Raw genomic sequence first — 14,332 nt, forward strand, 5'->3', positions numbered from 1 at the left:
AATTCAAAATAGGGAAATTCTTCCTTAGCGGCTTGTTTTTGTTAACATATTCAGGGCCCACTGCGCCGCATCCCGTATGCAGGGATCCTCCGAGCCGATATGTCGTTTTGCTGAAGAGCGAAGATCAGCGCGCCCGGAATTGCCAATGGCATACAGCACGTTGCGCATGAAGCGCCCCCATCCCACCCGTTTGATCGGGCTGCCGGAAAACTTGGTGCGAAACGCCGTATCATCCAGCAGTGCCAGTTCTGCGAGGTCCGGGGCCAGCAAGTCCGCCCGCGCCGCATAGCGCAGTTCCTGCGCCTGCACCGCAAACTTGTTCCAGGGGCAGGCGGCCAGACAATCGTCGCACCCATAGATATGATTGCCCAGCTTGCCGCGCAGCTCTTCCTCCACCGGGCCTTTATGCTCGATGGTCAGATACGAGATGCAGCGCCGTGCATCGACCTGAAACGGGGCGGGAAAAGCATCGGTCGGGCAGGCATCCAGACAGGCCCGGCAGGACCCGCAATTCTCTGTGCCCGGCGGATCAGCCGGCAGTTCCAGCGTGGTGAAAATTGCCCCCAGAAAGAACCAGTTGCCCAGCTCGCGGGACAAAAGGTTCGAATGCTTTCCCTGCCACCCCAACCCTGCCGCCGCGGCCAGGGGTTTTTCCATCACCGGGGCCGTGTCGACGAATACTTTGATTTCACAGCTGAACTGCTCCACCATCCAGCGCCCGACCCGTTTCAGGCGTTTCTTCACGATGTCATGATAGTCGCGGTTTTGCGCATAGACGGAAATGGCGCCCTTGTCGGGCATGTTCAGCACGTCACGCGGATCATGTTCCGGTGTGTAAGGTTCGGCCAGCATGATGACCGAACGCGCCTCGGGCCACAGCGCAGCGGCAGATCCGCGCCAGTGCATCCGCTCTTCCATCCACCCCATATCGCCATGTCGCCCCTCGGCCACATATTGGGCCAGACGCGCCGCGGTGTCCGGTGTGGCATCCGGGCGGCAGACCCCAAAGGCGGCAAAGCCCTCGTCGCGGGCCTTTGCCTCAATGCGCGCCTTGAACGTGGCCGGATCGCCGGGGGAAGCCGTCAAAAATCCAGGTCCGCGTAATGGGCCGGGGGCGGAAAGCCGGGCACCTGATCGGCGAGGATCGACCGGAAGGCAGGGCGCGATTTGATCTTGGCATACCATTCGCGCACATTGTCATTCCGGTTCCAATCCACATCCGAGATGTAATCCAGCGCCGACAGATGCGCAGCCGCGGCAAAATCCGCCAGCGTCATGCTGTTGCCTGCCAGCCAGCGGCGCTGATCCAGCAGCCAGCCCAGATAATCCAGATGGTATTTGATCGCCTTTGCGCCCGCTTTCACCCGCGCACTTTCCGGATAACCCGACCCCATCACCTTCTTGTTCACCCGTTCGTAAAGCAGGTTCGACGTCACTTCGTTGTGGAACTTGTCGTCAAACCAACTGACCAGGCGGCGCACCTCATAACGGCCATCCACATCAGATGGCATCAGGGGAGGTGTCGGGTGCAGCTCTTCAAGATACTCGCAGATCGCAGCACTTTCGGTCAGGATCTTGCCGTCGATTTTCAAAACCGGCACCTTGCCTGCGGGGTTGCGGCGCAGGAAGTCGGTGGACCTCTCCCAATACTTCTCTTCTACCAGTTCGACCTCAAGTTTCTTTTCCGCCAGCGACAGGCGCACTTTGCGGCAAAACGGGGACAGGGGGACGTGGAAAAGTCGGATCATGTTGGGTCGTGTTCCAGTGGCAAGGGGGTTTTCCCCGTTCTGCCCGCTTTGGCGCGGGGGATCAATCCTCGAAACATTCCGCCCGCCCATCCCGGCGGATCGTGGCAGCCCCATCCACGATACGGGCCGCACGTTTGCGAAGCGCAGTTGAGGGTCTTGCGGCGGAACGTTCCTTTGGGTTGGGCAGGACTGCCGCCAGACGGGCTGCCTGTGTGGCTGTCAGCTGATCGGGTCCGACACCAAAATAGTGGCGGCTTGCGGCCTCCACGCCAAAGACACCTTCATCGAATTCCGCCACGTTCAGATAGACCTCAAGAATGCGCCGTTTGGTCCAGACCAGCTCCACCAAAGGCGTCAGCACCGCCTCCAGCACCTTGCGTGGCCATGATCGCCCCTGCCACAGATAGGTGTTTTTCACCACCTGTTGCGAGATTGTCGAGGCCCCCCGGTTGCCACCGTCATCAATCGCCGCCCGGATGGCGCGCATGTCAAACCCCCAATGGGCGCAATAATTCGCATCTTCCGCAGCCACGACCGAGCGCGCCATGACCGGGGCAATCTCGTCCATCGACACCCATTGCTGGTCCAGCCATCCCAGCCGCATCTTTTCCGAAATCATGTAGGGGGTCGTGGGTGGGTTCAGAATGGCATAACTGCCTACAGTCAGCGCAATCACCGCAAGGACACCCAGGGCCACACGCCGCCCCCACCGACGCGCGAAGCGGATCGGGTGAAAGCCGGGCTTTTCCTTGGCCTTGCCTGTTTTGCCCTTTTTGCCGGGCGCGCGTTGTTTTGTCTTGCTCTTTGCCACGCTGAATTTTCCCACAGTAGGGCGGGGGGGTCAACGTGTTGTGACCGACTGGAAAAAGCATGGCATCAGGCGCACACTATTTCCAACCGGAGGACGCGCCATGACCCAGACAAAACTGATTTCCGCCACGCCGTTCGGAGCCCTCACCGCAGATGCTGTCGCAATGGGGGCACTGGGGTTATGATGCGCGCGGTTGGAAGAGATCGTCGCGGCCCATGATGACGTGGCCTTTCTCTCGCCCGACCCCGATCATTATAAAAATGTGCCTTCATTTTTTGCCCATGAGGGAAAAGAGGTCGAGACCCTTTCACATTGCGGTGCGGCGCTCTGGCTGCTCCTGTAACAGGTCACGCATGATAATCTGCTGGCCAGAGATGCCGGTCTTCTGGTGGCCGGGATCTTGCGAGAGGTGCAGGCCGGAGGGGACTTGCACCATGTGCTTTCGGAGGCCGCCACACATGCCCCCGACCCTTTCGGTGCCCCGCTTCGACAGGCCCTGACCACTGATGTCTATGACAGTGTCGCTTATGGAGAGGTTACCGGCCGCGCCTGTGCCCTGATACGGGGCCTGCCGCTGGCCTTTCATATTTTGCACCAGGCAGAAGATTTTGCCGATGCCATTTGACGGAATATTCTGGCAGGCGGCGACAGCTGCGGCCGCGCCCTTGTGATTGGGCGGTCATGGGCGCCGCCCATGGGGTGGAGCATATCCCGTTGGACTGGGCCTTGCGGCTTGAAAATGGCCACGATTTTTGGTGCCTCAGCAAAACCCTTGCCTCGTGTTAAACTTCCGGGAGGGTGCAAGGCAGGGGATTGGTTCAGGCCGCCCGGCGCTGCTCATTTTCTTGTCTCAAATATCCTGGGGTGAGGCCGTCAGGCCGAGGGGCAAAGCCCCTGCTTTGTTTCCCCCCTTGCCACGGCCCCCACATCTTTCCCCCCGTGGTCCACGCGCGAAGAAAAAAAGCAAAACGCCCGCGGCTTGCGCGGGCGTTTCATATCTGTTGTCGTGATCCGACAATAAGTCGAAACGCTTTAAAGGTTTACTCTGCCGGAACAGCTTCGCTTTCCAGCGACAGAGGCGCCGGGATCTTGTTGAGCATTTCTTTCGGGCAAACTTGCAGGAAGTTGCCTTTTTCAAAATCCCAGTGACGCAGGATCTCGGTGCCCTTGGCTGATCCGGTCTCGGCGACGTGGCGTTCGACCAGAGATTTCAGCTCAGCTTCCCAGTGATCCACGGTGACCGGGCAGGTGACCAGGCTTTCCATGTTCATCAGGTCGCCAGACTTGCCCTCGGGATCATAAAGATAAGCCATGCCACCGGTCATCCCTGCGCCGAAGTTCGAACCGATCGACCCCAGGATCACCGCGATGCCGCCGGTCATGTATTCACAACCGTTTGACCCGCAGCCTTCGATCACCACCTTGGCGCCCGAGTTGCGCACGGCGAAACGCTCACCCGCGCGACCCGCCGCAAAGAGATACCCGTCGGTCGCGCCGTAAAGCACCGTGTTGCCGATGATCGTGTTCTCAGCCGCCACCAGTGGGCTGGCCATCGGCGGGCGCACCACAACGGTGCCACCAGACAGACCCTTGCCCACATAGTCGTTGGCATCCCCCGACACTTCAATCTTCAGGCCGGGTGCTGCAAAGGCCCCCAGCGCCTGACCGGCCGACCCCGTCAGCTTCACCGTCAGGTGATCGGGCTGCAGGTTGTTGCGCATGCCGAACTTCTGCACGATATGCGACGAGGTGCGGGTGCCGACGGTGCGGTGGGTGTTCTGCACCGCATAGCTCAGCTGCATCTTCTCGCCATCTTTCAGGAACCGCGCCGCGTCGCGCACGATTTCAGCGTCCAGCGTGTCCGGCACCGGGTTGCGCGGACGGTCCCGGTCATAGGAAATCCGGTCTGCCCCATCCACGGTCAGAAGCAGCGGGTTTAGGTCGAGGTCGTCAAGGTGAGCGGACCCGCGCGACACCTGGCTGAGCAGGTCGGCGCGACCGATCACCTCATCCAGCGACCGGGCCCCGATCGAGGCGAGGATCTCGCGCACTTCCTGGGCGTAGAAGGTGATCAGGTTCACCACCTTGTCGGCCGAGCCGGAGAATTTGGCGCGCAGGTCGTCATCCTGGGTGCAGACGCCCACCGGGCAGGTGTTCGACTGGCACTGACGCACCATGATACAGCCCATCGCAATCAGGGCCGCGGTGCCGATGCCGTATTCCTCGGCGCCCATCATTGCCGCCATGACAATGTCACGTCCGGTGCGCAGGCCCCCATCGGTGCGCAGCGTGATCCGGTCGCGCAGGTTGTTCATCGCAAGCACCTGATGCGCTTCGGTCAGGCCCATTTCCCACGGCAGACCTGCGAATTTGATCGAGGTCGCAGGCGAGGCCCCGGTGCCACCATTGTGGCCGGAAATCAGGATGATATCGGCTTCGGCCTTGGCCACGCCGGCAGCAATCGTGCCAACACCGCTTGATGCCACCAGTTTCACTGTCACCTTACAGCGCGGGTTGATCTGCTTGAGGTCGTAGATCAGCTGCGCCAGATCCTCGATCGAGTAGATATCGTGGTGCGGCGGCGGCGAAATCAGCGTCACGCCTTTGGTCGAATGGCGCAGTTTGGCAATCAGGTCGGTCACCTTCATGCCGGGCAGCTGGCCACCTTCGCCGGGTTTTGCACCCTGCGCCACTTTGATCTCAAGCTCTTCACAATGCAGCAGGTATTCGGCGGTCACACCAAAACGGCCTGATGCCACCTGTTTGATCTTAGCGGAGGCGTTGTCGCCATTGGGTTCCGGGGTGAAATCCTCGGGGCTTTCGCCGCCTTCACCCGAATCCGACTTGGCGCCGATGCGGTTCATGGCAATCGACAGGGTGCGGTGTGCTTCGGGGCTGAGGGCGCCCAGCGACATGCCGGGGGTGACGAAACGTTTGCGGATCGCGGTGATGCTTTCCACTTCTTCGATCGGCACCGGATTGCCCAGCGGCTTGATTGCCAAGAGGTCACGCAGGTGGATCGGCGGCATGGATTGCAGGCGTTTTGAATACTGCTGCCACATCGCATAGGACGCGCGGTCGCAGGCGTTTTGCAGAAGGTGCATCGACTGGGCTTCCCAAGCGTGGGTCTCGCCCGATTTGCGGGCTTTGTAAAACCCGCCAACTGGCAGAACCATGTTGCCCGTGCCAAAGCCCGCGGCATGCACTTCTTCGAGCTTTTTCTGAATGCCTGAGATCCCGATACCCGAGATCCGGCTGATCATGCCGGGGAAATATTCGGCCACCATGGCGCGCGAGAGGCCAACGGCCTCGAAATTCAAACCGCCACGGTAGGAGGAAATCACCGAGATCCCCATTTTCGCCATGATCTTCAACAGACCCTGGTCGATCGCATTGCGATAGCGGCTCACCGCTTCGGTCAGCGAACAGTCCAGCAATCCGCGTTCAATACGGTCCGCAAGGCTGTCTTCGGCCAGATAGGCGTTGACCGTGGTGGCACCGGAGCCCACCAGAACCGCAAAGTAATGCGGATCAAGGCATTCGGCGGACCGCACGTTGAGTGAGGTGAAGGTGCGCAGACCTTTGCGCACCAGCCAGCTGTGCACCGCCGAGGTGGCAAGGATCATCGGCATCGCGATACGGTCTTCGCCCTGTGCCTGATCGGTCAGCACCAGATGCCCGGCGCCAGACTGGATTGCCTCTTCGGCCTTGGCGCGGATCTCGCTCAGTGCGGTTTGCAACGCGCCATTGCCGCCCCCGGCGGGGAAGGTGCAGTCGATCTCGACCATCGGGGCTTCAAAAGCCTTGGTCATGGCAATGAACTGCTCATTGCCGACAAACGGGCTTTCCAGGCTGATAATCTCGGTCTGGCCGCCGTTTTCATCCAGCACGTTCTTGAGGTTGCCAAACCGGGTCTTCAGCGACATCACGCGGAATTCGCGCAAGCTGTCGATCGGCGGGTTGGTCACCTGGCTGAAATTCTGACGGAAGAAATGCGACAGCGGGCGGTATTGGGTCGACAGAACCGCAGAGGGGGTGTCGTCCCCCATCGAGGCCAGCGCCTCTTTGCCGTCCTCGGCCATCGGCGCCAGGATCTGTTCCAGCTCTTCCAGCGTGTAACCGGCGGCCACCTGACGGCGGCGCAGCTCATCGCCGGAAAACAGCGGTTTTTCCTCGATACCGGCCAGATCCTCTTCCAGATCGTGGATCTTGCCGACCCAGTCGCCAAAGGGTTGGGCGGCGGCCAGCTTGTCCTTGATTTCCGTGTCGTGGTAGAGCTTGCCCTCTTTCATATCGACAGCAAGCAACTGCCCCGGACCAAGTGCGCCTTTTTCAACGACGGTGGCTTCTTCAATGGGCACCATGCCCGCCTCGGAGCCTGCGATCAGCAGCCCGTCCCCGGTTACCACGTAACGCATCGGACGCAAGCCGTTGCGGTCAAGACCGGCGCAGACCCAGCGACCATCGGTCATGGCAAGGGCGGCGGGGCCATCCCAGGGTTCCATCACCGAGTTGCAGTAGGAATACATGTCTTTCCACGCATCCGGCAGGTCAATCGCCTGTTTTGACCAGCTTTCCGGCACCAGCATGGTTTTTGCCATCGGGGCCGAGCGGCCTGCGCGCACCAGCACTTCGAACACCGCGTCAAGGGCAGCGGAGTCAGAAGAACCGCCGGGCACAATCGGTTTGATGTCTTCGGCCAGATCCCCGAAGGCCGAAGAGGCCATGCGGATCTCGTGCGATTTCATCCAGTTCAGGTTGCCCTTGAGCGTATTGATCTCACCGTTATGGGCCAGCATGCGGAAGGGCTGTGCCAGCCACCATTGCGGGAAGGTGTTGGTCGAATAGCGCTGGTGATAGATGGCGAAAGACGATTTGAAACGCTCGTCCATCAGGTCCGGATAGAACACGGCCACCTGTTCGGCCAGCATCATGCCTTTGTAGATGATCGAGCGGCAGGACAGGGAGGCGATATAAAGCCCGGAAATATGCGCGTTGGCTGCGGCTTTCTCGATCCGGCGGCGGATCACGTAAAGCTCACGCTCAAAGGTTTCCTCATCCACACCTTTCGAGTTCGAGATCATGATCTGTTCGATCTCGGGGCGGGTGGCGTTGGCCTTGTCGCCAAGGCAGGAGATGTCGACGGGCACGTGGCGCCAGCCATAGATGTAATAACCCATCCGCAGAATTTCGGTTTCCACGATGGTCCGGCAGGCTTCCTGAGCGCCGAAATCGGTGCGTGGCAGGAACACCTGACCCACGGCCATCAGCTGGTTGGGGCGCGGCTCGTGTCCGGTGCGTTTGATCTGGTCGTAAAAGAACGGAACCGGGATCTGCACGTGAATACCGGCGCCATCCCCGGTCTTGCCGTCCGCATCCACCGCGCCGCGGTGCCAGATCGCTTTCAGGGCGTTGATGCCGGCCTCAACCACCTGGCGCGAGGGTTTGCCATTGGTGGACACCACAAGACCGACCCCACAGGAGCTGTGCTCGTCCTCTTCGCGATAGAGGCTGTGTTCCGACATATAGGCGCGTTTCGCTTCTTCGTGGCGGGCCCAGTTTTCATCATATTTCGTCATGATGCTCTCCTTCAGTGGTGGCAAGGCCGAGGTGCGCTCGGGCCGGGCTGTTCGGTGGTGGCTGCGGAGGCTGTTTCCTGCGGCAGGCGCCGCACGGCGTGGATCTTCTTCAGCAGCGTGTTCGTGGTTTGGGTGTCGTCATTCCAGACACTGTCGATGACCGGATACAGAATTCCGGCATTGCGCAGCGGGTCGATGACGTCATGGGTTTCGATATCTGCAAGATAGTGGTCGATGTGCGAACCTTGCGAAAAGGACTGCCAATGCAGCATATCTTCGCGATTCCGGCGACCATGCAGCAAGGTGAACTGCGGGCCGCCCCGCATGGAACTGTCCAGCGAGGGGCGGCTGAAATGTGCGATGCGCCGACGGGCCGCCAGCCAACGCTGGTCCGACGGAAAACGGTCCGGGCGCGGGCAATATTGCGGCGCAAATGCCAGGGCCCGTCCGGCCCCCAGATCCCGCGCATAAGACAGCGCGCCATATCCGCCCATCGACACCCCAACGGTCATCGTTTTTGCAATCCGGTTCCGGGTCAAATAATCGGCAACGACCCTGATGATCGTGGCCGACTTTTTCTCGCCCTGAAACCAGCCCTGCGTCCGGTCCGTGATGAACAGACAGTGGCGCAGACCCTGCTGCGAGGCGCTGGCGGCGAACTCCAGCAATCCCCGCTTGGCGACATTGTTGTGATAGCTGGTAAAGACGATCATTGCCCCATCGCCACGACCTTCCAGCGCACGCATCTCCAACTCCGCATCCTGATACAGGGTGCGGGACTTCAGGCGAAAGAGCACCTGACGAAGTGATTTGCGAAGTCCAGATCTCATGTGTTTGATGGGGCCAGATTGGGGTCAGTTATTCAGCGGCGACCGCGGCGCGGGCGTTCAGGCTTTCAACAATGTTGGCAGCCGCTTCGCGCCCGTCACGGATCGCCCAGACGACCAATGACGCGCCACGCACGATGTCGCCCACGGCCCAGACATCTTCCATGTCGGTCCGGTGGGTGCCAAACGCGGCTTTCACAGTGCCCCAGCGGGTGACCGGCAGGTCCGGCTGATCCCAGAGCGTCGGCAGGTCTTCCGGTTCAAAGCCAAGCGCCTTGATCACCAGATCGGCCTCTTCGACATAATCCGCCCCTTCGATCACTTCGGGGCTGCGACGGCCAGAGGCGTCCGGGGCGCCAAGGCGCATTTGCTGCACCATCACGCCGTTGACCGGTTCACCGGTGAAACCTTTGGGGGCGGCCAGCCAGACGAATTCCACGCCTTCCTCTTCGGCGTTCTGCGTTTCGCGCTGCGAGCCGGGCATGTTGGCGCGGTCGCGGCGATACAGGCATTTGACCGAGGTGGCCCCCTGACGAATCGCGGTGCGCACGCAGTCCATGGCGGTGTCGCCGCCGCCAATCACGACAACTTTCTTGCCCTTGGCATTCAGTTCGCCGCTTTCAAATTCCGGCACGGTGTCGCCAAAATCGGTTTTGTTCGAACAGGTGAGATAGTCGATCGCCCGCACGATGCCCGTGGCCCCTGCGCCGGGACCGGACAGGTCGCGGGTCTTGTAAACACCGGTGGCGATGAGCACGGCATCATGGCTGTCACGAATGTCGGCAAAGGTGACGTCCTCGCCCACATTGCTGTTCAGTTTGAAGGTGACGCCGGCGCGTTCGAGCAGTTGGACCCGGCGCATCACCACGTCTTTTTCCAGCTTGAAGCCGGGGATGCCATAGGTCAGCAACCCACCCGCCCGGTCGTGACGGTCATAGATGGTGACCGCGTGGCCTGCGCGCACCAGCACGTCAGCCGCCGCCAGACCGCCCGGACCCGCGCCAATGATGGCAACGCTTTGGCCGGTGGCTGGGCCCGCGGTGATCTCTTCCACCCAGCCCTGTTCCCATGCGGTGTCGGTGATGTATTTCTCAACCGCGCCAATGGTGACGGTGCCATGGCCGGATTGTTCAATCACGCAATTGCCTTCGCACAGACGGTCCTGCGGGCAGATGCGACCGCAGATTTCCGGGAAGGTATTGGTGGCCTGACTGAGAGCGTAGGCCTCTTTCAACCGACCGGTGGCGGTCATGCGCAGCCAGTCGGGGATGTTGTTGTGCAATGGGCAATGGGCCTGACAGTAGGGCACGCCACATTGGCTGCAGCGGCTGGCCTGTTCTTCTGCCTTGGCGGCCGCGAACTCGGCATAGATTTCCTGAAAGTCCTCTTTGCGAGTTTCTGCCGACCGCTTTTCGGGCATATCGCGGTTGACGCTCACAAATTTCAACATCGGCTGTTTGGCCATTCCTTGCTCTCCGTCACATCTGCGTGTCCGCTGGGAACACATGGCTGGGTACGCCCTTGTAAATAAGGCTGGAGCAAATGAAAAGTCAGCAATATTGACCTATATGTCGATTTTTTACGGTTCCGATGTGAGTTTCTTCGCAAGCTCATGAAAAATAAGTAAGCTGTACTTACCTTTATTTCCCCTTCCCTTTCGCTCACAAGCAGGTAGCTTGCCAAAATCTTACGAATACAGGCTTTTACCACAGGTGTCCCAATGACGCTCGCGCATCTTTTCCTAGTCGCAATTCTGCAGGGAATCACCGAATTCCTGCCGGTCTCGTCATCCGGACACCTGGTTCTGGTGCCGGTGGTGACGGGGTATCCCGATCAGGGGCAGGCGATTGATGTGGCGGTGCATCTTGGCACTTTGCTGGCGGTGGTGATCTATTTCTGGCGGGATGTGCGGATGGGGCTGGCCGGGATTCCGCGCATGTTGACGGGGCGTATCGATACGCCCGGCGCAAGGCTGGCGTTTCTGTTGATGATGGCCACGCTCCCTGCTGTTCTGTTTGGGCTGATGCTGAAACTGACCGGGCTGGATGATGCGATGCGGTCGGTCAAGGTGATCGCCTGGACCATGCTGGGATTTGGCATCGTGCTTTACATTGTCGACCGAAACGGGGGCGAGGCGAAGCGCGAAGGCGACTGGACCTTGCGGGATGCTTTGATCATGGGGCTTTGGCAGGCGGTCGCGCTGATCCCCGGAGCGTCGCGTTCGGGCATCACCATCACCGGGGCGCGGGCGCTGGGATATGCGCGTTCGGACGGGGCAAAGCTTGCCATGTTGATGTCGATCCCGACCATCTTTGCCTCCGGTGTCCTGTTGGGGGCAGAGGTGGCCGCCGAGGCCAATTGGCAACTGGCAAAAGATGGGGCAATTGCTGCGGTGCTGTCATTCGGCGCGGCCCTTCTCGCGCTGAGTTTGATGATGCGCCTTCTGCGGTCGGTCAGCTTTACGCCTTATGTGATCTATCGCGTGGCGCTTGGGCTGGTGCTGTTGGTCTATGCGTATAGCTAAAGCGTTCCGCCGCTTGGCAACATAACCCCGTATGTAAAAAAGGCGCGGTCCCTGCCGCGCCTTTTTGCATTTCAGATACCGTGACCTCAGGCTTTGAGGTTCTTGGCGGACGCCGTGATGGCTGCATATTGTCCGTTTTCGCGGAAGCGCCACAGGTAATCGGGCAGCATCGCGTCCATGGTCTTCGGCTGAATGCCCAGATCGGCAAAGCCTTTCGCATCGTCCCTGACCACGTGGTCCACGCGCAGGTTGCGCACCTGGTCGCGGCTCAGAAGCGACGGCACCAGATCAAAGCTGAGCTTCTGCACCATGTCGAACGCAAAAGCATTGATGCGGGCAATGCCGAACGGGATGTTCACGATGCCACGGCGACGCTGCACATGGCGCAGCATACGCTTGAGTAGATCGCGGAAGCTCTCCACATCTGGGCCGCCAAGTTCGTAAATGCCAGCCTCGGCCTGACCGAGAACAGCTTTCTCGGCAGCTGCGGCCACGTCATCCACATGCACCGGCTGGAATTTGGTGTCAGCGCCGACCACGGGAATCACCGGGCTCATCCGGGTCATGTTTGCGAAGCGGTTGAAGAACGCATCTTCCTGCCCAAAGATGATCGACGGGCGCAGGATGACGGCAGAGGGGAACGCCTCCTGCACGGCGGCATCACCACGCGCTTTGGTGCGGCCATATTGGCTGGGGGCGTCCGGGTCCGAGGCCAGTGACGACACATGCACAAGGCGCTCAACGCCTTCTTCGGCTGCAATTCGGGCGATCCGGCCGGCGGCGATGTCGTGCACCTGATGGAAGGTGTTCTTGCCGCGCGGCAGCAGGATGCCGACACAATTCACAACAGCATCAGCGCCTTGCATGACCTCGCGCACCGAATTGTCATCGCGGATATTGCACAGCATCGGCTCAACCTGGCCAACTGCACCATAGGGTTTGACGAAAAGGGCCTCGTTCGGGCGGCGCACCGCCACGCGAACACGCCAGCCCTGCTTTGCCATGCGGCGCGCAACATAGCGCCCTACAAAACCGGACCCGCCGTAAATGGTCACTAGCTTGGACATCCATGTCCTCCTTGCAAATCTCGCGCAAATGCTTTCGCATATCTCGCGCAAATTCATAGCTTTCCAGACCGGTTTGGGCAAGGTGGAAAGGTTTTTTCAAAAAACCCACATTTCCCGCTTGACCCCCCCCGGCATACCCATTACATCGCCCCTCACCAACCGTGCCCAGATGGCGGAATTGGTAGACGCGCTAGCTTCAGGTGCTAGTGTCCGTATGGACGTGGAGGTTCGAGTCCTCTTCTGGGCACCATTTATCTCGCTTTAAGTGGTTGAATTATATGGGGAATTAGTTCCCTTGCATTCGATTTGCATACACGCTTACCTACACAAATGGGCAAAGCGATGCGGAATGTGACCGTGAAATACCTCAAGCAAGACAAACGAACCGGCAGCTATGTTTATCGACGTAGGGTCCCAAAGATTCTCGAAGAAGTCGTTCGGAAACGTGAATTCATAACCGTCATCGGTAAATCCATGAACGAAGCCATGATGCGGTACGGTGCCGTGCATGAGCGGATTGAGCATATGGTGAGCTTGGCAAAGAATGGGGTCTCAGGACTTTCTCCCTCCGAACAGTCAACCCGATTGGCAGCCCTGTTGGAAAGCTGGGGGGCTGGCCGTGCCATTGTGAGGAACAGAATGCCCATGTAGCTGCATAGTTCGACGAGCTGATCATGTTCTTGCGTGGCGTGACCTGCTTTTAGTGCTGCTGCTTGCTTCTCTCGACCAGACAATCCCTCAAGGCTAATGATCTGCCGCACGGGCGGATTGAACACATGCCATGCAATCTCTTTCACCTGTTCTGGCGTGTAGTCGCGCCTCCCTTTTGTGATCTTCCTTTTTTGAATGGGATCACAAGGGTTGCGCATGTCCAGAATCTGCATGCGTATTGCCCAGTTAAATAACGACTTGAGGTGCTGAAGAGTTTTGTTGGCTAACTAACACATAGATTTCACTCGCAATGAGAGAAAGCGCGACAGGCCCACTTCCGCAAGAACGGGAGCGTGCCGTATTGGCCAACTTTCTCCCCTCAGCGCTCGGTCCCTTGCCTCTTTCCGCCTGCCTGGCTATTCCGCCCGACATGACTGATGCCTACGCCCCTCCGCAGGATCCTTTGGTGATTCTCCACCAGGACCATGAAATCCTCGTGGTGGATAAACCCTCCGGATTGCTGTCTGTCCCCGGAAAAGGGGAGCATCTTGCGGATTGCCTGATCTCACGTATTCAGAACGTGTTCCCCGAGGCTCTCCTGGTGCATCGCCTGGATCGCGATACGTCCGGCGTGATGGTTTTTGCCATGACCCCTCATGCGCAACGCCACCTGGGACTGCAATTTGAAAAGCGTCAGACCAAAAAGACCTATGTTGCGCGGGTTTGGGGGGAATTGGCGCAGAAAGAAGGCACCGTCGACCTGCCGCTTATTGTTGACTGGCCCAACCGGCCAAAACAGCATGTGGATCATGAAAACGGCAAACAGGCCATCACCGACTGGAAAGTGATGCGGTATGAGGCGGGCAATACACGGGTGCGGCTCTTTCCCAAAACCGGGCGCAGCCACCAGCTCCGCGTGCATATGCTGGAACTTGGCCACCCGATCCTGGGCGATCCGTTCTACGCAACCGGTGACGCCCTGAACGCACCGCGCCTGATGCTGCATGCCGAACAGCTCCGCCTGCGCCACCCGGATGGGGGCAAAGGCATGAGTTTTCGCGCAAAAACCCCGTTCTGATCCGATGTGCTTTTTCTTGCCCTAACAGGTCGCTGAAATAGTCGCTG

At 59.6% G+C, this 14,332-nt stretch carries 12 protein-coding genes and 1 tRNA gene; 5 read left to right on the forward strand and 8 right to left on the reverse strand.

What is annotated here, in order from left to right; all coding sequences use genetic code 11:
* Window positions 1-24: 24 nt before the first annotated feature.
* The 3 genes from queG to mtgA all read right to left on the reverse strand — a co-directional run bounded on the left by queG (window position 25) and on the right by mtgA (window position 2,559).
* Window positions 25-1,086 carry a tRNA epoxyqueuosine(34) reductase QueG gene (gene queG / locus AKJ29_RS00820; RefSeq protein ID WP_055187290.1) on the reverse strand — a complete coding sequence of 354 codons (1,062 nt, stop codon included), beginning with the start codon at window positions 1,084-1,086 and terminating at the stop codon, window positions 25-27.
* A complete protein-coding gene (gene fzlA / locus AKJ29_RS00825) occupies window positions 1,083-1,748 on the reverse strand; it encodes an FtsZ-binding protein FzlA (protein WP_055187291.1) in 666 nt (221 codons plus the stop codon). The genes queG and fzlA overlap by 4 nt, the downstream gene beginning before the upstream one ends.
* 61 nt (window positions 1,749-1,809) lie before the next feature.
* On the reverse strand, window positions 1,810-2,559 hold the full coding sequence (gene mtgA / locus AKJ29_RS00830; RefSeq protein WP_055187292.1) for a monofunctional biosynthetic peptidoglycan transglycosylase: 750 nt from the start codon (window positions 2,557-2,559) through the stop codon (window positions 1,810-1,812).
* A gap of 193 nt (window positions 2,560-2,752) precedes the next feature.
* Between mtgA and AKJ29_RS19575 the strand changes: the two genes are divergently transcribed.
* Both AKJ29_RS19575 and AKJ29_RS00835 read left to right on the forward strand, forming a co-directional pair.
* Window positions 2,753-2,902 (forward strand): hypothetical protein, encoded by a 150-nt coding sequence (locus AKJ29_RS19575; protein WP_161805357.1) that lies wholly within the window; start codon window positions 2,753-2,755, stop codon window positions 2,900-2,902.
* Window positions 2,903-2,947: 45 nt separating this feature from the next.
* Window positions 2,948-3,184, forward strand: a complete 237-nt coding sequence (locus AKJ29_RS00835; RefSeq protein ID WP_055187293.1) for a hypothetical protein — start codon at window positions 2,948-2,950, stop codon at window positions 3,182-3,184.
* Window positions 3,185-3,599: 415 nt separating this feature from the next.
* Here the strand turns inward: AKJ29_RS00835 and gltB are convergent, their stop codons facing one another.
* From gltB to AKJ29_RS00850, 3 genes are read right to left on the reverse strand one after another with little or no spacing between them, the layout of a single operon-like run.
* On the reverse strand, window positions 3,600-8,138 hold the full coding sequence (gltB, locus tag AKJ29_RS00840; RefSeq protein ID WP_055187294.1) for a glutamate synthase large subunit: 4,539 nt from the start codon (window positions 8,136-8,138) through the stop codon (window positions 3,600-3,602).
* Between the two features lie 11 nt (window positions 8,139-8,149).
* Window positions 8,150-8,968: an alpha/beta hydrolase family protein gene (locus tag AKJ29_RS00845; protein ID WP_139231430.1), complete on the reverse strand. Its 819-nt coding sequence runs from the start codon at window positions 8,966-8,968 to the stop codon at window positions 8,150-8,152.
* Between the two features lie 28 nt (window positions 8,969-8,996).
* Complete coding sequence (locus AKJ29_RS00850) at window positions 8,997-10,430, reverse strand: NAD(P)-dependent oxidoreductase (RefSeq protein ID WP_055187296.1); 1,434 nt, start codon at window positions 10,428-10,430, stop codon at window positions 8,997-8,999.
* Window positions 10,431-10,685: 255 nt separating this feature from the next.
* On the opposite strand from AKJ29_RS00850, the gene AKJ29_RS00855 reads away from it, so the two are divergent.
* Entirely contained in the window at window positions 10,686-11,489 is an 804-nt protein-coding gene (locus AKJ29_RS00855) for an undecaprenyl-diphosphate phosphatase (RefSeq protein WP_055187297.1), read from the forward strand.
* An 86-nt stretch (window positions 11,490-11,575) separates the two neighbouring features.
* On the opposite strand, the gene AKJ29_RS00860 is transcribed toward AKJ29_RS00855, so the two are convergent.
* The gene (locus AKJ29_RS00860; RefSeq protein ID WP_055187298.1) at window positions 11,576-12,556 is read right to left on the reverse strand and encodes a complex I NDUFA9 subunit family protein; all 981 of its coding nucleotides are present in this window, start codon (window positions 12,554-12,556) and stop codon (window positions 11,576-11,578) included.
* Window positions 12,557-12,719: 163 nt separating this feature from the next.
* Here AKJ29_RS00860 and AKJ29_RS00865 point away from each other — a divergent pair.
* Window positions 12,720-12,806: transfer RNA gene (locus AKJ29_RS00865), tRNA-Leu, on the forward strand.
* A gap of 148 nt (window positions 12,807-12,954) precedes the next feature.
* On the opposite strand, the gene AKJ29_RS19110 is transcribed toward AKJ29_RS00865, so the two are convergent.
* Window positions 12,955-13,440, reverse strand: a complete 486-nt coding sequence (locus tag AKJ29_RS19110; RefSeq protein WP_139231429.1) for a hypothetical protein — start codon at window positions 13,438-13,440, stop codon at window positions 12,955-12,957.
* Between the two features lie 197 nt (window positions 13,441-13,637).
* On the opposite strand from AKJ29_RS19110, the gene AKJ29_RS00875 reads away from it, so the two are divergent.
* Entirely contained in the window at window positions 13,638-14,285 is a 648-nt protein-coding gene (locus AKJ29_RS00875) for an RluA family pseudouridine synthase (RefSeq protein ID WP_055187300.1), read from the forward strand.
* The last annotated feature ends 47 nt before the right edge of the window (window positions 14,286-14,332 follow it).

Source organism: Aliiroseovarius crassostreae (assembly GCF_001307765.1).
Lineage (GTDB): Bacteria > Pseudomonadota > Alphaproteobacteria > Rhodobacterales > Rhodobacteraceae > Aliiroseovarius > Aliiroseovarius crassostreae.

Coding starts and splice junctions, on each gene's coding strand:
- AKJ29_RS19110 (WP_139231429.1), bottom strand. CDS start 13,440: ATGCAGATTCTGGACATGCGCAACCCTTGTGATCCCATTCAAAAAAGG.
- gltB (WP_055187294.1), bottom strand. CDS start 8,138: ATGACGAAATATGATGAAAACTGGGCCCGCCACGAAGAAGCGAAACGC.
- AKJ29_RS00875 (WP_055187300.1), top strand. CDS start 13,638: ATGACTGATGCCTACGCCCCTCCGCAGGATCCTTTGGTGATTCTCCAC.
- AKJ29_RS00845 (WP_139231430.1), bottom strand. CDS start 8,968: ATGAGATCTGGACTTCGCAAATCACTTCGTCAGGTGCTCTTTCGCCTG.
- AKJ29_RS00860 (WP_055187298.1), bottom strand. CDS start 12,556: ATGTCCAAGCTAGTGACCATTTACGGCGGGTCCGGTTTTGTAGGGCGC.
- AKJ29_RS00855 (WP_055187297.1), top strand. CDS start 10,686: ATGACGCTCGCGCATCTTTTCCTAGTCGCAATTCTGCAGGGAATCACC.
- AKJ29_RS00850 (WP_055187296.1), bottom strand. CDS start 10,430: ATGGCCAAACAGCCGATGTTGAAATTTGTGAGCGTCAACCGCGATATG.
- fzlA (WP_055187291.1), bottom strand. CDS start 1,748: ATGATCCGACTTTTCCACGTCCCCCTGTCCCCGTTTTGCCGCAAAGTG.